The following is a 13,371-nucleotide window of genomic DNA, read 5'->3' on the forward strand; positions in this document are numbered from 1 at the left end:
GGATCAGCCGCAGGCGGCGAGGACCAGTTCGCGGACGCGGGCGGCGTCGGCCTGACCCTTCGTGGCCTTCATCACCGCGCCCACGATCGCGCCTGCGGCCGCCACCTTGCCGCCGCGGATCTTCTCGACGATGTCGGGGTTGGCGGCCAGCGCCTCGTCGACCGCAGCCTTGATCACCGAGTCGTCGCGCACCATCGCCAGACCGCGGTCGGCCATCACCTGCTCGGGGTCGCCCTCACCGGCGAGCACACCCTCGACCACCTGCCGGGCCAGCTTGTTCGACAGCTTGCCGTCGTCCACCAGCTTGATCACCGCGGCCACCTGCGCCGGAGTGATGGCCAGCGCGTCGAGTTCGACGCCGGCCTCGTTCGCCTTCTGCACCAGATAGTTGCCCCACCAGGCACGGGCCTGGTCGCTGGAAGCGCCCTGTGCGACGGTCGCGGTGATCAGATCGAGCGCCCCGATGTTGACCAGGTCGCGCATCACCTCGTCGGAGATGTCCCAGTCCTGTTGAATCCGCTTGCGCGACAACCACGGAAGCTCCGGAATGGTCCCCCGCAGCTGCTCGATCTGCTCTGCGCTCGGCGCCACCGCCTCGAGGTCGGGCTCCGGGAAGTACCGGTAGTCCTGCGCGGTCTCCTTGCTCCGGCCCGGCGAGGTGTAGCCGTCCTCGTGGAAGTGCCGAGTCTCCTGCACGATCCGGCCACCCGACTCGAGCACGGCGGCCTGCCTGCGCATCTCGTAGCGCACCGCGACCTCGACGCTCTTGAGCGAGTTGACGTTCTTGGTCTCGGTGCGCGTGCCGAACTCCGCCTGACCGATCGGCTTCAGCGACAGGTTCGAGTCGCACCGCATCGAGCCCTGGTCCATCCGCACGTCCGAGACACCCAGTGCGCGCAACAGATCCCGCAGCGCGGTGACGTACGCCCTGGCGATCTCGGGGGCACGGGCGCCCGCGCCCTCGATGGGCCGGCTGACGATCTCGATCAGCGGCACGCCGGCACGGTTGAAGTCCGCCAGTGAATGCGTCGCCCCGGCGATCCGGCCGGTGTCGCTGCCGAGGTGGGTCAGCTTGCCGGTGTCCTCCTCCATGTGGGCGCGCTCGATCTCCACCCGCCAGGTGCTGCCGTCGTCCAGGGGCACGTCGAGGTGGCCGTTGACGGCGATCGGCTCGTCGTACTGCGAGATCTGGTAGTTTTTCGGCTGGTCCGGGTAGAAGTAGTTCTTCCTGGCGAAGCGGCACCACGAGACGATCTCGCAGTTGAGCGCCAGCCCGATGCGGATCGCCGACTCCACCGCCGACTGGTTGATCACCGGCAGCGACCCCGGCAGACCGAGGCAGACCGGACACACCTGCGTGTTGGGCTCGGCGCCGAATGCGTTGGCGCACCCGCAGAACATCTTGGTCGCCGTCGACAGCTCGACGTGCACCTCCATGCCCATCACGGGTTCGTAGCGCGCGATGACCTCGTCGTAGTCGAGCAACTCGGCGGTAGCGGCAGTCATACCAGCGATGTTAGTGGTCAGGACTGCGCCAGCTTCGGGTGCACGCCCGGCTTGAGCGCCAGTCCGGTGGACACCCGCTGCAGCAGGCGCAGGAACTCGGCGCGCTCGGCGGGCGTCAGCGTCGCGGCGATCTCGTCCTCCTGTGCGCGGCCCTGCGCGTCGAGCGCGGGCAGCAATTCGCGGGCCTGGTCGGTCAGCGTGACGGCGAACGCCCGCCGGTCGTCGGGGTGCGGCCTGCGGGTCACCAGGCCCTGGCCCTCGAGGGTGTCCACGACGCCGACCATCACGTTGCGGTGGATCCCCAGCCGCGACGACAGCTGACGCTGCGACTGCCCGTCGTCGGCATGGAGCGCCATCAGCACCGCATACGTGCGCGGCCCGACCCCGAACGGCTGTAGGCGCGCCACGAAGTCGTCGGCGACGAGCACCCCGAGCTGCGACAACAGGAACGGGATGCGCTCGTGGAGTTCGGCGATGCCCGGCGGATCCTCCGTCATGCCAGCAGACTAGCCCGCGGCATGATTGTCACATACAGTGATAATCACTATTAGTGACAAAAGGAGACGACATGACCCTCGTGATCTTCGGTGCCAACGGGCAGACCGGCAGACTGCTGACGCGCTTCGCGGTCGACCGCGGTCTGCGTGCGGTCGCCGTGACCCGCCGGCCCGACGACTTCCCCTTCTCGCATCCGAATCTGCGGGTGGCCCGCGCCGACGTGCGCGACGCCGCCTCGGTCGAGGATGTGGTCGCGGGCGCCGACGCCGTGGTGTCCACGCTCGGCGTGCCGATGAGCCGCCGGCCGATCGACACCTACTCGGTCGGCGCGACGAACACGGTCGCGGCCATGCGGCGGGCCGGCGCCGCACGCCTGGTCGTCGTGAGCTCGACCGCGGTCACCACCTATCCCGGCCGCACCGGCGCGCCGGTGGCGCTGCGCATCGTCGAGCCGATCCTGAAGAACACCCTCGGCAAGTCGACATATGCCGACCAGCGCCGCATGGAGGGCATCGTCGGCGGCAGCGGTCTCGACTGGACCGTGGTGCGGCCGTCCGGCTTGTTCGACCTGCCGCATGTCACCGATTATGTTGCCGGACAATGTGATCCGATCGGCGCGTTCACGTCGCGCACCGATCTGGCGGACTACCTGCTGCGAACGGCGACCACCGCGGACGGCGACCGCGGCGTGGTGACGATCTCCACGGTCACCGACACCCCGACGCTGTGGCAGATGGTGCGCCGCGAAGCGTTCGCCGGCGCCTGAGGTCAGCCGAAGAACTCCGCGGCGTCGTCGTAACGGGTCTGCGGCACGAGCTTGAGCTGACGGACGGCGTCGGCCAACGGAACCCGGCCGATCTCCTGACCGCGCAGCGACACCATCATCCCGAACTCGCCGGCGTGCGCGGCGTCCGCGGCGTTCACCCCGAAGCGGGTGGCCAGCACCCTGTCGAACGGGGTCGGGGTGCCGCCGCGCTGCACGTGCCCCAGCACGGTGACGCGGACCTCCTTGTTGATCCGCTTCTCGACCTCCATCGCGAGTTGCTGTGCCACACCGGTGAACTTCTCGTGACCGAACTCGTCGATTCCGCCCTGAGCCAGCCGCATCGACCCCTCGGCCGGCTTCGCGCCCTCGGCGATGACACAGATGAAATGCGAGTCACCGCGCACGAAGCGGCCCTTGATCAGCCGGCAGACCTCTTCGACGTCGAACGGCACCTCGGGAATCAACGTCATGTGGGCGCCCGACGCCAGGCCGGCGTTCAGCGCGATCCAGCCCGCATGGCGGCCCATCACCTCGACGAGCATCACCCGCTGGTGCGATTCGGCGGTGCTGTGCAGGCGGTCGATCGCCTCGCTCGCGACGGTCAGCGCCGTGTCGTGGCCGAATGTCACGTCGGTGCAGTCGATGTCGTTGTCGATGGTCTTGGGCACCCCGACCACGGGGACGTTCTCCTCGGAGAGCCAGTGCGCCGCGGTGAGCGTGCCCTCGCCGCCGATCGGGATCAGCACGTCGATCCCGTTGTCGTCGAGGGTCTGCTTGATCTGGTCGAGCCCCGCGCGCAGCTTGTCCGGATTGGTGCGCGCGGTGCCCAGCACGGTGCCGCCCTTGGCCAGCAGGCGGTCGTTGCGGTCGTCGTTCTTCAGCTGGATCCGGCGGTCCTCGAGCAGGCCGCGCCATCCATCGAGGAAGCCGACGACCGTCGAGCCGTACCGCACGTCGCAGGTGCGGACCACCGCGCGGATCACCGCGTTCAGGCCAGGACAGTCACCGCCACCGGTGAGAACTCCGATCCGCATGATCTATACCGTTCCTCGCGTGCCCATGAACCCCGATCCTGCCAGCATCGTCGGTTCGCGGCTCGTCAGCAACGGAACGGGCGAACGGGGACACCAGCCCGGACTCGTAGGCGATCACCACGGCCTGCGCGCGGTCCCGCAGACCCAGCTTCGAGAAGATCCTGCCGACATGAGTTTTCACGGTCTCCTCCGACACCACCAACTCCGCCGCGATCTCGGCGTTCGACATGCCGCGGGCCAGCAGCGCCAAGACCTCGGTCTCCCGCGGTGTCAGGCGCGCCAGCTCGTCGGCGGAGCGGCGTGGCACGGCATGCCGGCTCACCAGGTCCGCGATCACCCGCCGGGTGACCGACGGCGCCAGCAGCGCGTCGCCCGCCGCGACCACGCGCACCGCGCGGATCAGCTCGTCGGCGGGCGCGTCCTTGAGCAGGAAGCCGCTGGCACCGGCACGCAACGCCGCGTAGACGTAGTCGTCGACGTCGAACGTGGTCAGCATCACGACCTTCGACGTGGTCTGCGCCAGGATCTCGCGGGCGGCGTCCAACCCGTTCATCTCCGGCATCCGGACGTCCATCAACACCACGTCCGGCGCGCAGGCGAGGACGCCGGCCACCGCGTCCCGCCCGTTGGCCGCGTCGCCGACCACACTGATGTCGGTCTGGGCCGCCAGCAGCGCGCCGAAGCCCTGCCGCACCATCGCCTGGTCGTCGGCGATGAACGTGGTGATCATCGGCGGGCCGGGCGCGTGGGGAGCGTCAGGCCGGACACCCCGACACGGTAGCCGGGACGCACGGCAGATAGGACCAGACGACGAACTCGCCCTCGGTGTCGTGGACGGCGACGATGCCGCCGACCGCCGCGGCCCGCTCGCGCATGCCGGCGATGCCGAGGCCCGGCACCGGAGGGTCCCACGATTCGCTCACCCGCGGATTGCGGATCTCGACACCGACGCCGTCGACGGTGATGCCCACCTCCGCGGCGACCGTCGCCCCCGGTGCGTGCCGCGCGGCGTTCGCCAGACACTCCTGCACGATCCGGTACGCGGCCGAGCCGACCAGGTCCCCGACCAACTCCGTCGGCCCGTCGATCCGCCAGGTCAGGTGCACACCCGCGCGCTGCGTGGCGGTGAACAGCGCGGGCAGGTCGGCGATCGTCGGCGCGGGAGCCAGCTCGGCAGGCTCGACACCACTGCGCAGCACACCCAGCAGGCCGCGGATCTCGTTGAGCGCCTCACGTCCGGTCGCGGCGATCGTCTCGAACTCGGCCTGCAGGCTCGGTGGCACGTCGGCGTGGCGATACGGCGCGGTCTGCGCCGACACCACCACCATTGACATGTGGTGGGCGACGACGTCGTGCAGGTCGCGCGCGATCCTGGTGCGCTCCTGCAGCACCGTGCGCCTGGCCCGCTCCAGGTCGCCGACCTCCTCCAGTTCGGCGACCTGCCGTCGCGACAGCACCAGCCAACGCACCAGCACCACCGCGAACACGATGGCGGTGACGCCGAAGGCCCAGCCGCCGTCCACGTGATTCGGCATCGCGACGAGGAACAGCAGTGCGGTTGCCAGCCACACCCTGACGACGACCGGCAGCGGGCGGGTCCAGACCACGGCGACGGTCAACACCAGCAGCACGATGAGGTGCACGACCTGCCACGGGTAGGTCCACCCCGGCTGCCTGTCGAAGAACAGCGGGATCAGCACCGCCGACACCGCCGAAATCGACCACCCGACAAGCGGATTGACCGACAGGAACAGGATCGGCAGGGCGGCCAGTGCGGCGACGATCGGCGCCAGCGCCGCAGGCACCTGGTGGGTGACGAACAGCGTCGGCCAGGCCACCGCGTACAGCACCCCGGCGGCGGCGACCACCAACCAGTCCGTCCAGTGTCCGCGCCGCACCCAACCCGTCGAACCGCTCGGCCTGTTCACGATCCGAATGCTAGGACGATTACACCGCCCGGCCATCCCCCTGCGGGGTGATCCGCGACTGGCTCGGCGGAGCCAGCCGCTACAGCGCGGTCGGCAGCGCTCCGCGGGCCGCCTCGTATGCCGCGCCCACCCGGTACAGCCGGTCGTCGGCCAGCGCAGGCGCCATGATCTGCAGGCCGACGGGCAGACCGTCGTCCGGCGACAATCCCGACGGCACCGACATGCCGCAGTGCCCGGCCAGGTTCAGCGGCAGCGTGCACAGGTCGAACAGGTACATCGCCAGCGGGTCGTCGACCTTCTCCCCCAGCGGGAACGCCGTGGTGGGCGTCGCCGGTGACACCAGCACGTCGACACTGCGGTACGCCTCGTCGAGGTCGCGGGCGATCAGCGTGCGAACCTTCTGCGCCTGGTTGTAGTACGCGTCGTAATAGCCCGCCGACAACGCATAGGTGCCGATCATGATGCGGCGCTTGACCTCTGGGCCGAAGCCCGCGGCCCGGGTCAACGCCATGACCTCCTCGGCGCTGTGCGTGCCGTCGTCGCCGACGCGCAGTCCGTAGCGCATCGCGTCGAAGCGGGCCAGGTTCGACGACACCTCCGAGGGCAGGATCAGGTAGTAGGCGGCCAGCGAGTGGTCGAAGTGCGGACAGTCGACCTCGGTGACCTCGGCGCCCAGCGCGGTCAGCTGGTCCACCGCCGCGGTGAACGACGCGAGCACCCCCGGCTGATAGCCGTCGCCGCGCAGCTGGCGCACCACACCCACCCGCACACCGGACAGGTCGCCGTCCGCGCCGGCCCGCGCCGCGGCCACCACGTCCGGCACGTCGGCCGTCACCGAGGTGGAATCCTTCGGGTCGTGCCCGGCGATCACCTCGTGCAGCAGCGCCGTGTCGAGCACCGTGCGGGCGCACGGCCCGCCCTGATCCAGCGACGACGCGCAGGCGATCAACCCGTACCGCGACACCGTGCCGTAGGTCGGCTTCACCCCGACGGTCGCGGTCAGCGCCGCGGGCTGGCGGATCGAACCGCCGGTGTCGGTGCCGATGGCCAGCGGCGTCTGGAACGCCGCGAGCGCGGCGGCGCTGCCCCCGCCGGAACCACCGGGGACACGGTCGACGTCCCACGGGTTGCGGGTGGGCCCGTACGCGGAGTTCTCCGTCGACGAGCCCATCGCGAACTCGTCCATGTTGGTCTTGCCGACGATCGGGATGCCCGCCGCCCGCAGTCGCGTGGTGACGGTGGCGTCGTAGGGCGATCGCCAGCCCTCGAGAATGCGTGAGCCGCAGGTGGTGGGCATGTCGGTCGTGGTGAACACGTCCTTGAGCGCCAGCGGGACGCCGGCCAGCGCCGAGGGCAGCCGCTCCCCGGCCGCGACGGCCTCGTCGACACGGGCGGCCGCCGCCAGCGCCGCATCCCCGGCCACGTGCAGGAAGGCGTGGTAGCGCTCGTCGGTCGCGGCGATCTGGTCCAGGCAGGCCTGGGTGACCTCGGCGGAAGACACCTCACCGGCGGCGATGCGGCCGGCCAGGGTGGCGGCGTCGAGGCGGGTCAGCTCGCTGCTCACTCCGGCTCCCCCAGGATGCGCGGGACCGCGAAGCGGCCGTCGACGGCGTGCGGGGCCGCGGCGAGCGCCTCGTCCTGCGTCAGGCACGGCTCGACCGTGTCGGGGCGCATGACGTTGACGTCGGTCAGCGGATTGCCGGTGGGCTCGACACCGGTGACGTCGACCGCCTGGATCCTGCCGACGTGGCCGAGGATCGCGTCCAGCTGGCCGGCGAAACCGTCGAGTTCGTCATCGGTGAGCGCCAACCGGGCCAAACGGGCCAGGTGGGCAACCTCGTCTCGGGAGATCTGCGACACGACAGAACAGCCTAGTCACGGCCGGTCGGGCCGGTCCGGCGGGCTTCCGGGCGGTGGGTGGGCGTGTCCCGGCGCGGCGGGCGGGACGCAGCCCGTTGTGTCACAGTGTCAGCCGTGCCTTCGTATCTCCTGCGGGTCCAGTTGGACGACCGGCCGGGTAGTCTCGGCTCGCTGGCGGTCGCACTGGGCTCGGTGGGCGCCGACATCCTGTCCCTCGACGTCGTCGAGCGCGCCTCCGGATACGCCATCGACGACCTGGTGGTCGACCTGCCCGCGGGCGCGATGCCGGACATGCTGATCACCGCCGCGGAGAACCTCAACGGCGTCTACGTCGACAGCATCCGCCCCCACACCGGGCTGCTGGAGGCGCACCGCGAGCTGGAGTTGATCGACCACATCGCCGCCGCGTCGGGCCGTGACGGGAAGCTGCAGGTGCTGGCCGACGAGGCGCCGAAGGTGCTGCGGGTCGGATGGTGCACCGTGGTGCGCTCGACCGCGGACGGCGTCGAGCGGATCGTCGGCAGCGCCTCGGCCCCGGAGACACAGGCCGGGTCCGCTCCGTGGCTGCCGCTGGAGCGCGCCGCCGCACTGGACGGCGCGGCCGACTGGGTGCCGCAGGTGTGGCGCGACATGGACACCACCCTGGCCGCCGCGCCGCTGAGCGAACCGCAGTGTGCGGTCGTGCTCGGCCGCCCCGGCGGGCCGCTGTTCCGGCCGTCGGAGGTGGCCCGGCTGGGCTATCTGGCCGGCATCGTGGCGACCATCCTGCGCTGATCGGCCATCAGTCCCAGGTCGTCACGAGCGCTTCGGTGGCGGCGCCGAGCTCGATCACATCGACGTCGGAGTCGGCGTTGTACTGCACGTCGTCGATCCGTTCCAACAGCGGTGCGGCATGGGCGAGGTCGCCGCGCGCGATGTCGCCGGTGTGCAGGTACTGCGCCGCGACACCGGTGCGCACGGACAGGAAACCCCGGACCACCCGGGCGAGTTCGGTGCCGGCTTCGGCGGCCGTCAGCTCATGACGGCGGTGCCGCTCGGTGATGGCCCGCACCGACCGCACGAATCGGCGCTCGGTCAGGCGCCGGTGCACATCCCGCACCACCGGGATGCGCCGCAACCGTTCCGGCGGCAACGTCCACAGCACCACGGCCGTCCACCAGAGCAGCACGGCGACGGCGAGAACGGCCGCCAGCAGCAGCCAGCCCGTCGAGTACGGCAGCGGGCCGCCGACGAAGCGGAGCAGATCCTCACCCGGCACGGCGGTACGCCTCGGTCACCGTGGTGAGCTTCGCGCGCACGTCGGCGCTGCCCGTGATGCGGGCGAACGGCACACCGCGGGTGGTCATCGTCTCGACAAGCGCGGTGAGGCGGCGGCGCTCGGCCTTGCGGTAGGCGGCCAGCACCCGTGGGCCCAGGCTGTGGCCGTCGAGCACCACCCGCCCGGTCGCCACGTCGACGCCCTCGTGCCCGCCGTCGGCCGGCCCACCCACGGCGGGCATGTCCGAGATCATCAGCCAGAGCACGTCATGGCGGCCCGCGAGGCGGCGGATCGCCTCATCGAGGCGGGGACTGACCTCCGGCTCGTCGGAGACCACCACGAGCAGCACCGGCCGCCGGTGGTGGCGCGCGACGTACTCGAGCTGGCTGACGATGTCGCTGGTGCCGACGTCGCCGCGGCTGTGCAGGTAGAACTGCTCGATCAGGCCCTCGATGTGCGGCTCACCGCGGCCGCTGCGCATGTGCTGCGAACCGCGGACGTCGCCGTAGACCAGCCCCACCTCGTCGGTGCGGCGCAGTGCGATCAGGCCGATGGCGCCCATCGCCACCGCCGCGACGTCACGCTTGAGCTCTCCGCCGGGGGCGAGTGCGGACATGTTGCGGCCCGCGTCGGCCACCAGCAGGATCTTGTGATGCTTCTCGGTGACGAACCGCTTGACGAGCACCGAGCCCGCCCTCGCCGTCGCCCGCCAGTCGATGTCGCGGATTTCGTCACCGGGGACGTACGGTCGCAGATCGTCGAACTCCATTGTGCGCGTGTGTAACAACGCGTAGTGACCGCCTTCGAGCATGCCCCGGGTGTCGGAGCCGAAGTACTGTTTGGCCCGATTGAGGTGCCTGCCCATGACGGACTCAGGGCACCCGGACGGAGTGCATCACGGCGTCGACGACGGTCTCGGTGGTGACGCCGGCGCTGACGGCCTCGAAGCCCAGGACGAGCCGGTGGCGCAGCACGCGGTGCGCGAGATCGCGGATGTCGTCGGGCAGCACATGGTTGCGGCCGGCCAGCAACGCCAGCGCCCGGGCGGACCGGCAGAACGCGATCGTCGCGCGGGGACTGGCGCCGTACTCGACGAGGCGGGCGAGCTGCGGGCTGAGGAACTCGTCGGGGTTGCGGGTGGCGTACACCAGCTGGCTCACGTAGTGCACCAGCTTGGGGTCCAGATGCACCCGGGTGGCGACCTGCTGGATCATCCGCATCTCGTCGAGGCTGATGACCGGCGCGGTGGTGTGCGCGCGGTCGTAGACACCGGCGTCCATGCGGAACATCACCTCCGCCTCCTCCTGGGGCGTCGGGTAGCGCAGCACCTCTTTGAGCATGAACCGGTCGGTCTGGGCCTCCGAGAGCGGGTAGGTGCCCTCCTGGTCGACAGGATTCTGGGTGGCGATCACCAGGAACGGCTCCGGAATCGGGTAGAGCCGGCCGGCGATGGTGGTCTGGCGCTCCTCCATCGCCTCCAGCATCGCGCTCTGCGTCTTGGCGCTGGACCGGTTGATCTCGTCGAGTATCACGATGTTGGTGTGCACCGGACCCAGTTGTGTGACAAAGGAACTGGTGGCCGCGTCGTAGATCTGGGTGCCGATGATGTCGCTGGGCAGCAGGTCCGGTGTGCACTGGATCCGCTGGAATCCGCCGGAGATCGATTCGGCGACGACACGCGCCGCGGTGGTCTTGGCAAGGCCGGGAACGCCTTCGAGCAGGATGTGGCCGCCCGTCAGTAGGCCGATCAGCAGCGTCTCGCGCAGATTCTCCTGGCCGACGACCTTGGCCGAGAACGCCTCGGCGATGCCTGCCACCACGCGGCGGGTCCGGTCCAGCTGCTCGACGTCGGACGGGCTGCTCGTGGTCATCGGGCTCAGAGTAGCCGTCCGCCGGTTCCCCAAACATCGCCGCGCGGCGGCAGCAAACGGCGAGCCGCCCGCGGCGTGGGCTCAGACGGCGTCGGGGCCACCGTCGAGCAGCCGGGTGAAGCCTTCCTCGTCGAGCACGGGAACCCCCAGTTCGACGGCCTTGTCGAACTTGGAGCCCGGGGAGTCGCCCGCGACGACGTAGGCCGTCTTCTTCGACACCGATCCGGCGGCCTTTCCGCCGCGCGCGATGATCGCCTCCTTGGCCTCGTCCCGGGAGTACCGGGTGAGCGATCCGGTGACGACGATAGACAGCCCCTCCAGCGTGCGGGCGATGCTGGCGTCGCGCTCGTCGGCCATCCGGACACCGGCGTCGCGCCACTTCTCCACGATGGCGCAGTGCCAGTCGACGGTGAACCATTCCTTGACCGCGGCGGCGATGGTCGGCCCGACACCCTCGGTGGCGGCCAACTCCTCCTCGGACGCCTCGATGACCGCGTCCAGGCTGCCGAACTCGGTGGCCAGCGCGCGGGCGGCGGTGGGCCCGACGTGCCGGATCGACAGGGCGACCAGCACCCGCCACAGCGACTGACTCTTCGCCCTGTCCAGATTGGCCAGCAGCCGCCTGCCGTTGGCCGACACCTCACCGGCCTTGGTGGTGAACAGGTCGGTGCGCAGCAGGTCGTCGGCGGTGAGCGTGAAGAGGTCGCCCTCGTCGGTGATGACCTGCGCCTGCAGCAGCGCGATGCCCGCCTCGTAACCCAGGCCCTCGATGTCGAACGCGCCGCGGCCCGCGACGTGGAACACCCGCTCACGCAGTTGCGCCGGGCAGGTCCGCGCGTTCGGGCAGCGGATGTCGGCGTCGCCCTCCTTGGCCGGCGCCAGTTCGGTGCCGCACTCCGGGCAGTGCGTGGGCATCTCGAACTCGCGTTCCGAGCCGTCGCGCAGGTCGACCACCGGGCCGAGCACCTCGGGGATCACGTCGCCCGCCTTGCGGATGACGACGGTGTCACCGATCAGCACGCCCTTGCGCTTCACCTCCGAGGCGTTGTGCAGCGTCGCGAGCCCGACCGTGGAACCCGCCACCTTGACCGGCTCCATGTAGGCGAACGGCGTGACGCGGCCGGTGCGGCCCACGTTGACGCGGATGTCGAGCAGCTTGGTCTGCGCCTCCTCGGGCGGGTACTTATAGGCGATCGCCCAGCGCGGTGCGCGTGACGTCGCCCCGAGCCGGCGCTGCAGTGACACCTCGTCGACCTTGACCACCAGGCCGTCGATCTCGTGCTCGACGTCGTGGCGGTGCTCACCCCAGTACGCGACACGCTCGGTCACCGCGTCGACACCCTGGACCCGGGTGGTGTGGTCGGACACCGGCAGCCCCCACGCCTGCAGCGCCCGGTAGGCGTCGTGCAGCGTCGTGGGTGTGAAGCCCTCGACCCGGCCCAGGCCGTGGCAGATCATCCGTAGCCGGCGCCGCGCCGTCACGGCGGGGTTCTTCTGGCGCAGCGAACCGGCCGCGCTGTTGCGGGGGTTGGCGAACGGCGGCTTGCCCTCGGCGACCAGGCCGGCGTTGAGGTCCTCGAAGTCGGCCAGCCGGAAGAACACCTCGCCGCGCACCTCGAGCACCGTGGGCAGCGGGAATTCGTCGGTGGCGGTGAGCCGTTCGGGCACGTCCTCGATGGTGCGGGCGTTGAGCGTGACGTCCTCGCCGGTGCGGCCGTCGCCGCGGGTGGCGGCGCGTTCGAGCTTGCCGTCCCGGTAGACCAGCGCCAGCGCCACACCGTCGATCTTGAGCTCACACAGGTAGTGCGCGTCGTCGCCGATCTCGCCCTTGAGGCGGGCGGCCCACGCCGCGAGTTCGTCGGGGGTGAACACGTTGTCCAGGCTGAGCATGCGCTCGAGGTGCTCGGCCGAGGTGAAGTCGGTGGCGAAGCCCGCGCCGCCGACCAGCTGTGTCGGCGAGTCGGGGGTGCGCAGTTCGGGATGGGTGTCTTCTAGTGCCTGCAGCCGGCGCAGCAGGGTGTCGAACTCCGCGTCGGTGATGATCGGCGCGTCCTTGACGTAGTAGCGGAACTGATGCGCGCGCACCTCGTCGGCGAGTTCCTGCCAGGCCCGTCGCACGTCGGCGTCCGGCGCCTCCTCGGCCTGTTCGGCCAGCGCCGACTCAGCGTCTTTCGAGCTCACCTACGCAGGCTATCGAAGCGCTGTGACAAAGGCGCCGGAGCGCTTAGCCTGACGGGCATGCCGCACCCGATCATGTTCCGCGAGGGCGATCCCGGACTGGCGGAAGTGCGTGAGATCGCGCTGAGTTACCCGGAGGCCTACGAGAAGGTGTCTCACGGCAGGCCCGGCTTCTTCGTGGCGAAGATGTTCGCGATGTACGGCGGCAGCACCAAGGAGAGCGGCTCGATGGAGACCGTCCCGCACTGCGTGATGGTCAAGGTCGACAAGTCCGACCACGAGGCGCTGCTGCAGGACGACCGCTTCTTCTTTCCGGCGTACATGGGCCCGTCGGGCTGGCTCGGGCTCGACTTCAGCAAGGGCGATGTCGACTGGGACGAGGTGCGCGAGCTCGTCGACGCGTCGTACCGGTTGGTGGCGGGCAAGAAGCAGATCAAGATCCTCGACGGACTCTGACCGGCCGCGCCGCCGG

13 protein-coding genes and 1 pseudogene are annotated in these 13,371 nt (G+C 70.4%); 3 read left to right on the forward strand and 11 right to left on the reverse strand.

The window, feature by feature from the left end:
• Nucleotides 1–3 precede the first annotated feature (3 nt).
• Together gatB and AB0K11_RS00395 are read right to left on the reverse strand one after the other, a co-directional pair.
• Nucleotides 4–1,506, reverse strand: coding sequence for an Asp-tRNA(Asn)/Glu-tRNA(Gln) amidotransferase subunit GatB (gene gatB, locus AB0K11_RS00390; protein WP_364971389.1), 1,503 nt, complete (start codon nucleotides 1,504–1,506; stop codon nucleotides 4–6).
• Between the two features lie 17 nt (nucleotides 1,507–1,523).
• Nucleotides 1,524–2,003 (reverse strand): MarR family transcriptional regulator, encoded by a 480-nt coding sequence (locus AB0K11_RS00395; RefSeq protein WP_364971390.1) that lies wholly within the window; start codon nucleotides 2,001–2,003, stop codon nucleotides 1,524–1,526.
• Between the two features lie 71 nt (nucleotides 2,004–2,074).
• On the opposite strand from AB0K11_RS00395, the gene AB0K11_RS00400 reads away from it, so the two are divergent.
• Complete coding sequence (locus tag AB0K11_RS00400) at nucleotides 2,075–2,770, forward strand: NAD(P)H-binding protein (protein ID WP_364971391.1); 696 nt, start codon at nucleotides 2,075–2,077, stop codon at nucleotides 2,768–2,770.
• 2 nt (nucleotides 2,771–2,772) lie between these two features.
• Here the strand turns inward: AB0K11_RS00400 and AB0K11_RS00405 are convergent, their stop codons facing one another.
• The 5 genes and pseudogenes from AB0K11_RS00405 to gatC form a co-directional block, all read right to left on the reverse strand.
• The gene (locus tag AB0K11_RS00405; protein WP_364971392.1) at nucleotides 2,773–3,804 is read right to left on the reverse strand and encodes an ATP-dependent 6-phosphofructokinase; all 1,032 of its coding nucleotides are present in this window, start codon (nucleotides 3,802–3,804) and stop codon (nucleotides 2,773–2,775) included.
• Nucleotides 3,805–3,889: 85 nt separating this feature from the next.
• Nucleotides 3,890–4,534 (reverse strand): annotated as a pseudogene (locus AB0K11_RS00410) (response regulator transcription factor); the annotation flags it as partial.
• 25 nt (nucleotides 4,535–4,559) lie between these two features.
• Nucleotides 4,560–5,732 carry a histidine kinase gene (locus tag AB0K11_RS00415; RefSeq protein ID WP_364971393.1) on the reverse strand — a complete coding sequence of 391 codons (1,173 nt, stop codon included), beginning with the start codon at nucleotides 5,730–5,732 and terminating at the stop codon, nucleotides 4,560–4,562.
• A 79-nt stretch (nucleotides 5,733–5,811) separates the two neighbouring features.
• The gene (gene gatA, locus AB0K11_RS00420) at nucleotides 5,812–7,296 is read right to left on the reverse strand and encodes an Asp-tRNA(Asn)/Glu-tRNA(Gln) amidotransferase subunit GatA (RefSeq protein WP_364971394.1); all 1,485 of its coding nucleotides are present in this window, start codon (nucleotides 7,294–7,296) and stop codon (nucleotides 5,812–5,814) included.
• Nucleotides 7,293–7,592 (reverse strand): Asp-tRNA(Asn)/Glu-tRNA(Gln) amidotransferase subunit GatC, encoded by a 300-nt coding sequence (gatC, locus tag AB0K11_RS00425; protein ID WP_364971395.1) that lies wholly within the window; start codon nucleotides 7,590–7,592, stop codon nucleotides 7,293–7,295. The genes gatA and gatC overlap by 4 nt, the downstream gene beginning before the upstream one ends.
• Nucleotides 7,593–7,706: 114 nt before the next feature.
• On the opposite strand from gatC, the gene AB0K11_RS00430 reads away from it, so the two are divergent.
• On the forward strand, nucleotides 7,707–8,366 hold the full coding sequence (locus AB0K11_RS00430; protein WP_364971396.1) for an amino acid-binding protein: 660 nt from the start codon (nucleotides 7,707–7,709) through the stop codon (nucleotides 8,364–8,366).
• Nucleotides 8,367–8,373: 7 nt separating this feature from the next.
• Here AB0K11_RS00430 and AB0K11_RS00435 read toward each other — a convergent pair whose 3' ends face one another.
• From AB0K11_RS00435 to ligA, 4 genes are all read right to left on the reverse strand, one after another.
• On the reverse strand, nucleotides 8,374–8,850 hold the full coding sequence (locus tag AB0K11_RS00435; RefSeq protein ID WP_364971397.1) for a hypothetical protein: 477 nt from the start codon (nucleotides 8,848–8,850) through the stop codon (nucleotides 8,374–8,376).
• Nucleotides 8,840–9,715: a DUF58 domain-containing protein gene (locus AB0K11_RS00440; protein ID WP_364971398.1), complete on the reverse strand. Its 876-nt coding sequence runs from the start codon at nucleotides 9,713–9,715 to the stop codon at nucleotides 8,840–8,842. The genes AB0K11_RS00435 and AB0K11_RS00440 overlap by 11 nt, the downstream gene beginning before the upstream one ends.
• Nucleotides 9,716–9,722: 7 nt before the next feature.
• On the reverse strand, nucleotides 9,723–10,721 hold the full coding sequence (locus tag AB0K11_RS00445; protein ID WP_364971399.1) for a MoxR family ATPase: 999 nt from the start codon (nucleotides 10,719–10,721) through the stop codon (nucleotides 9,723–9,725).
• Between the two features lie 81 nt (nucleotides 10,722–10,802).
• Nucleotides 10,803–12,902: an NAD-dependent DNA ligase LigA gene (ligA, locus tag AB0K11_RS00450; protein WP_364971400.1), complete on the reverse strand. Its 2,100-nt coding sequence runs from the start codon at nucleotides 12,900–12,902 to the stop codon at nucleotides 10,803–10,805.
• 57 nt (nucleotides 12,903–12,959) lie between these two features.
• Here ligA and AB0K11_RS00455 point away from each other — a divergent pair, with 57 nt between their 5' ends.
• Nucleotides 12,960–13,355 carry an MmcQ/YjbR family DNA-binding protein gene (locus AB0K11_RS00455; protein WP_364971401.1) on the forward strand — a complete coding sequence of 132 codons (396 nt, stop codon included), beginning with the start codon at nucleotides 12,960–12,962 and terminating at the stop codon, nucleotides 13,353–13,355.
• The last annotated feature ends 16 nt before the right edge of the window (nucleotides 13,356–13,371 follow it).

The sequence above is a fragment of the Mycobacterium sp. NPDC050551 genome, assembly GCF_040674075.1.
GTDB lineage: Bacteria > Actinomycetota > Actinomycetes > Mycobacteriales > Mycobacteriaceae > Mycobacterium.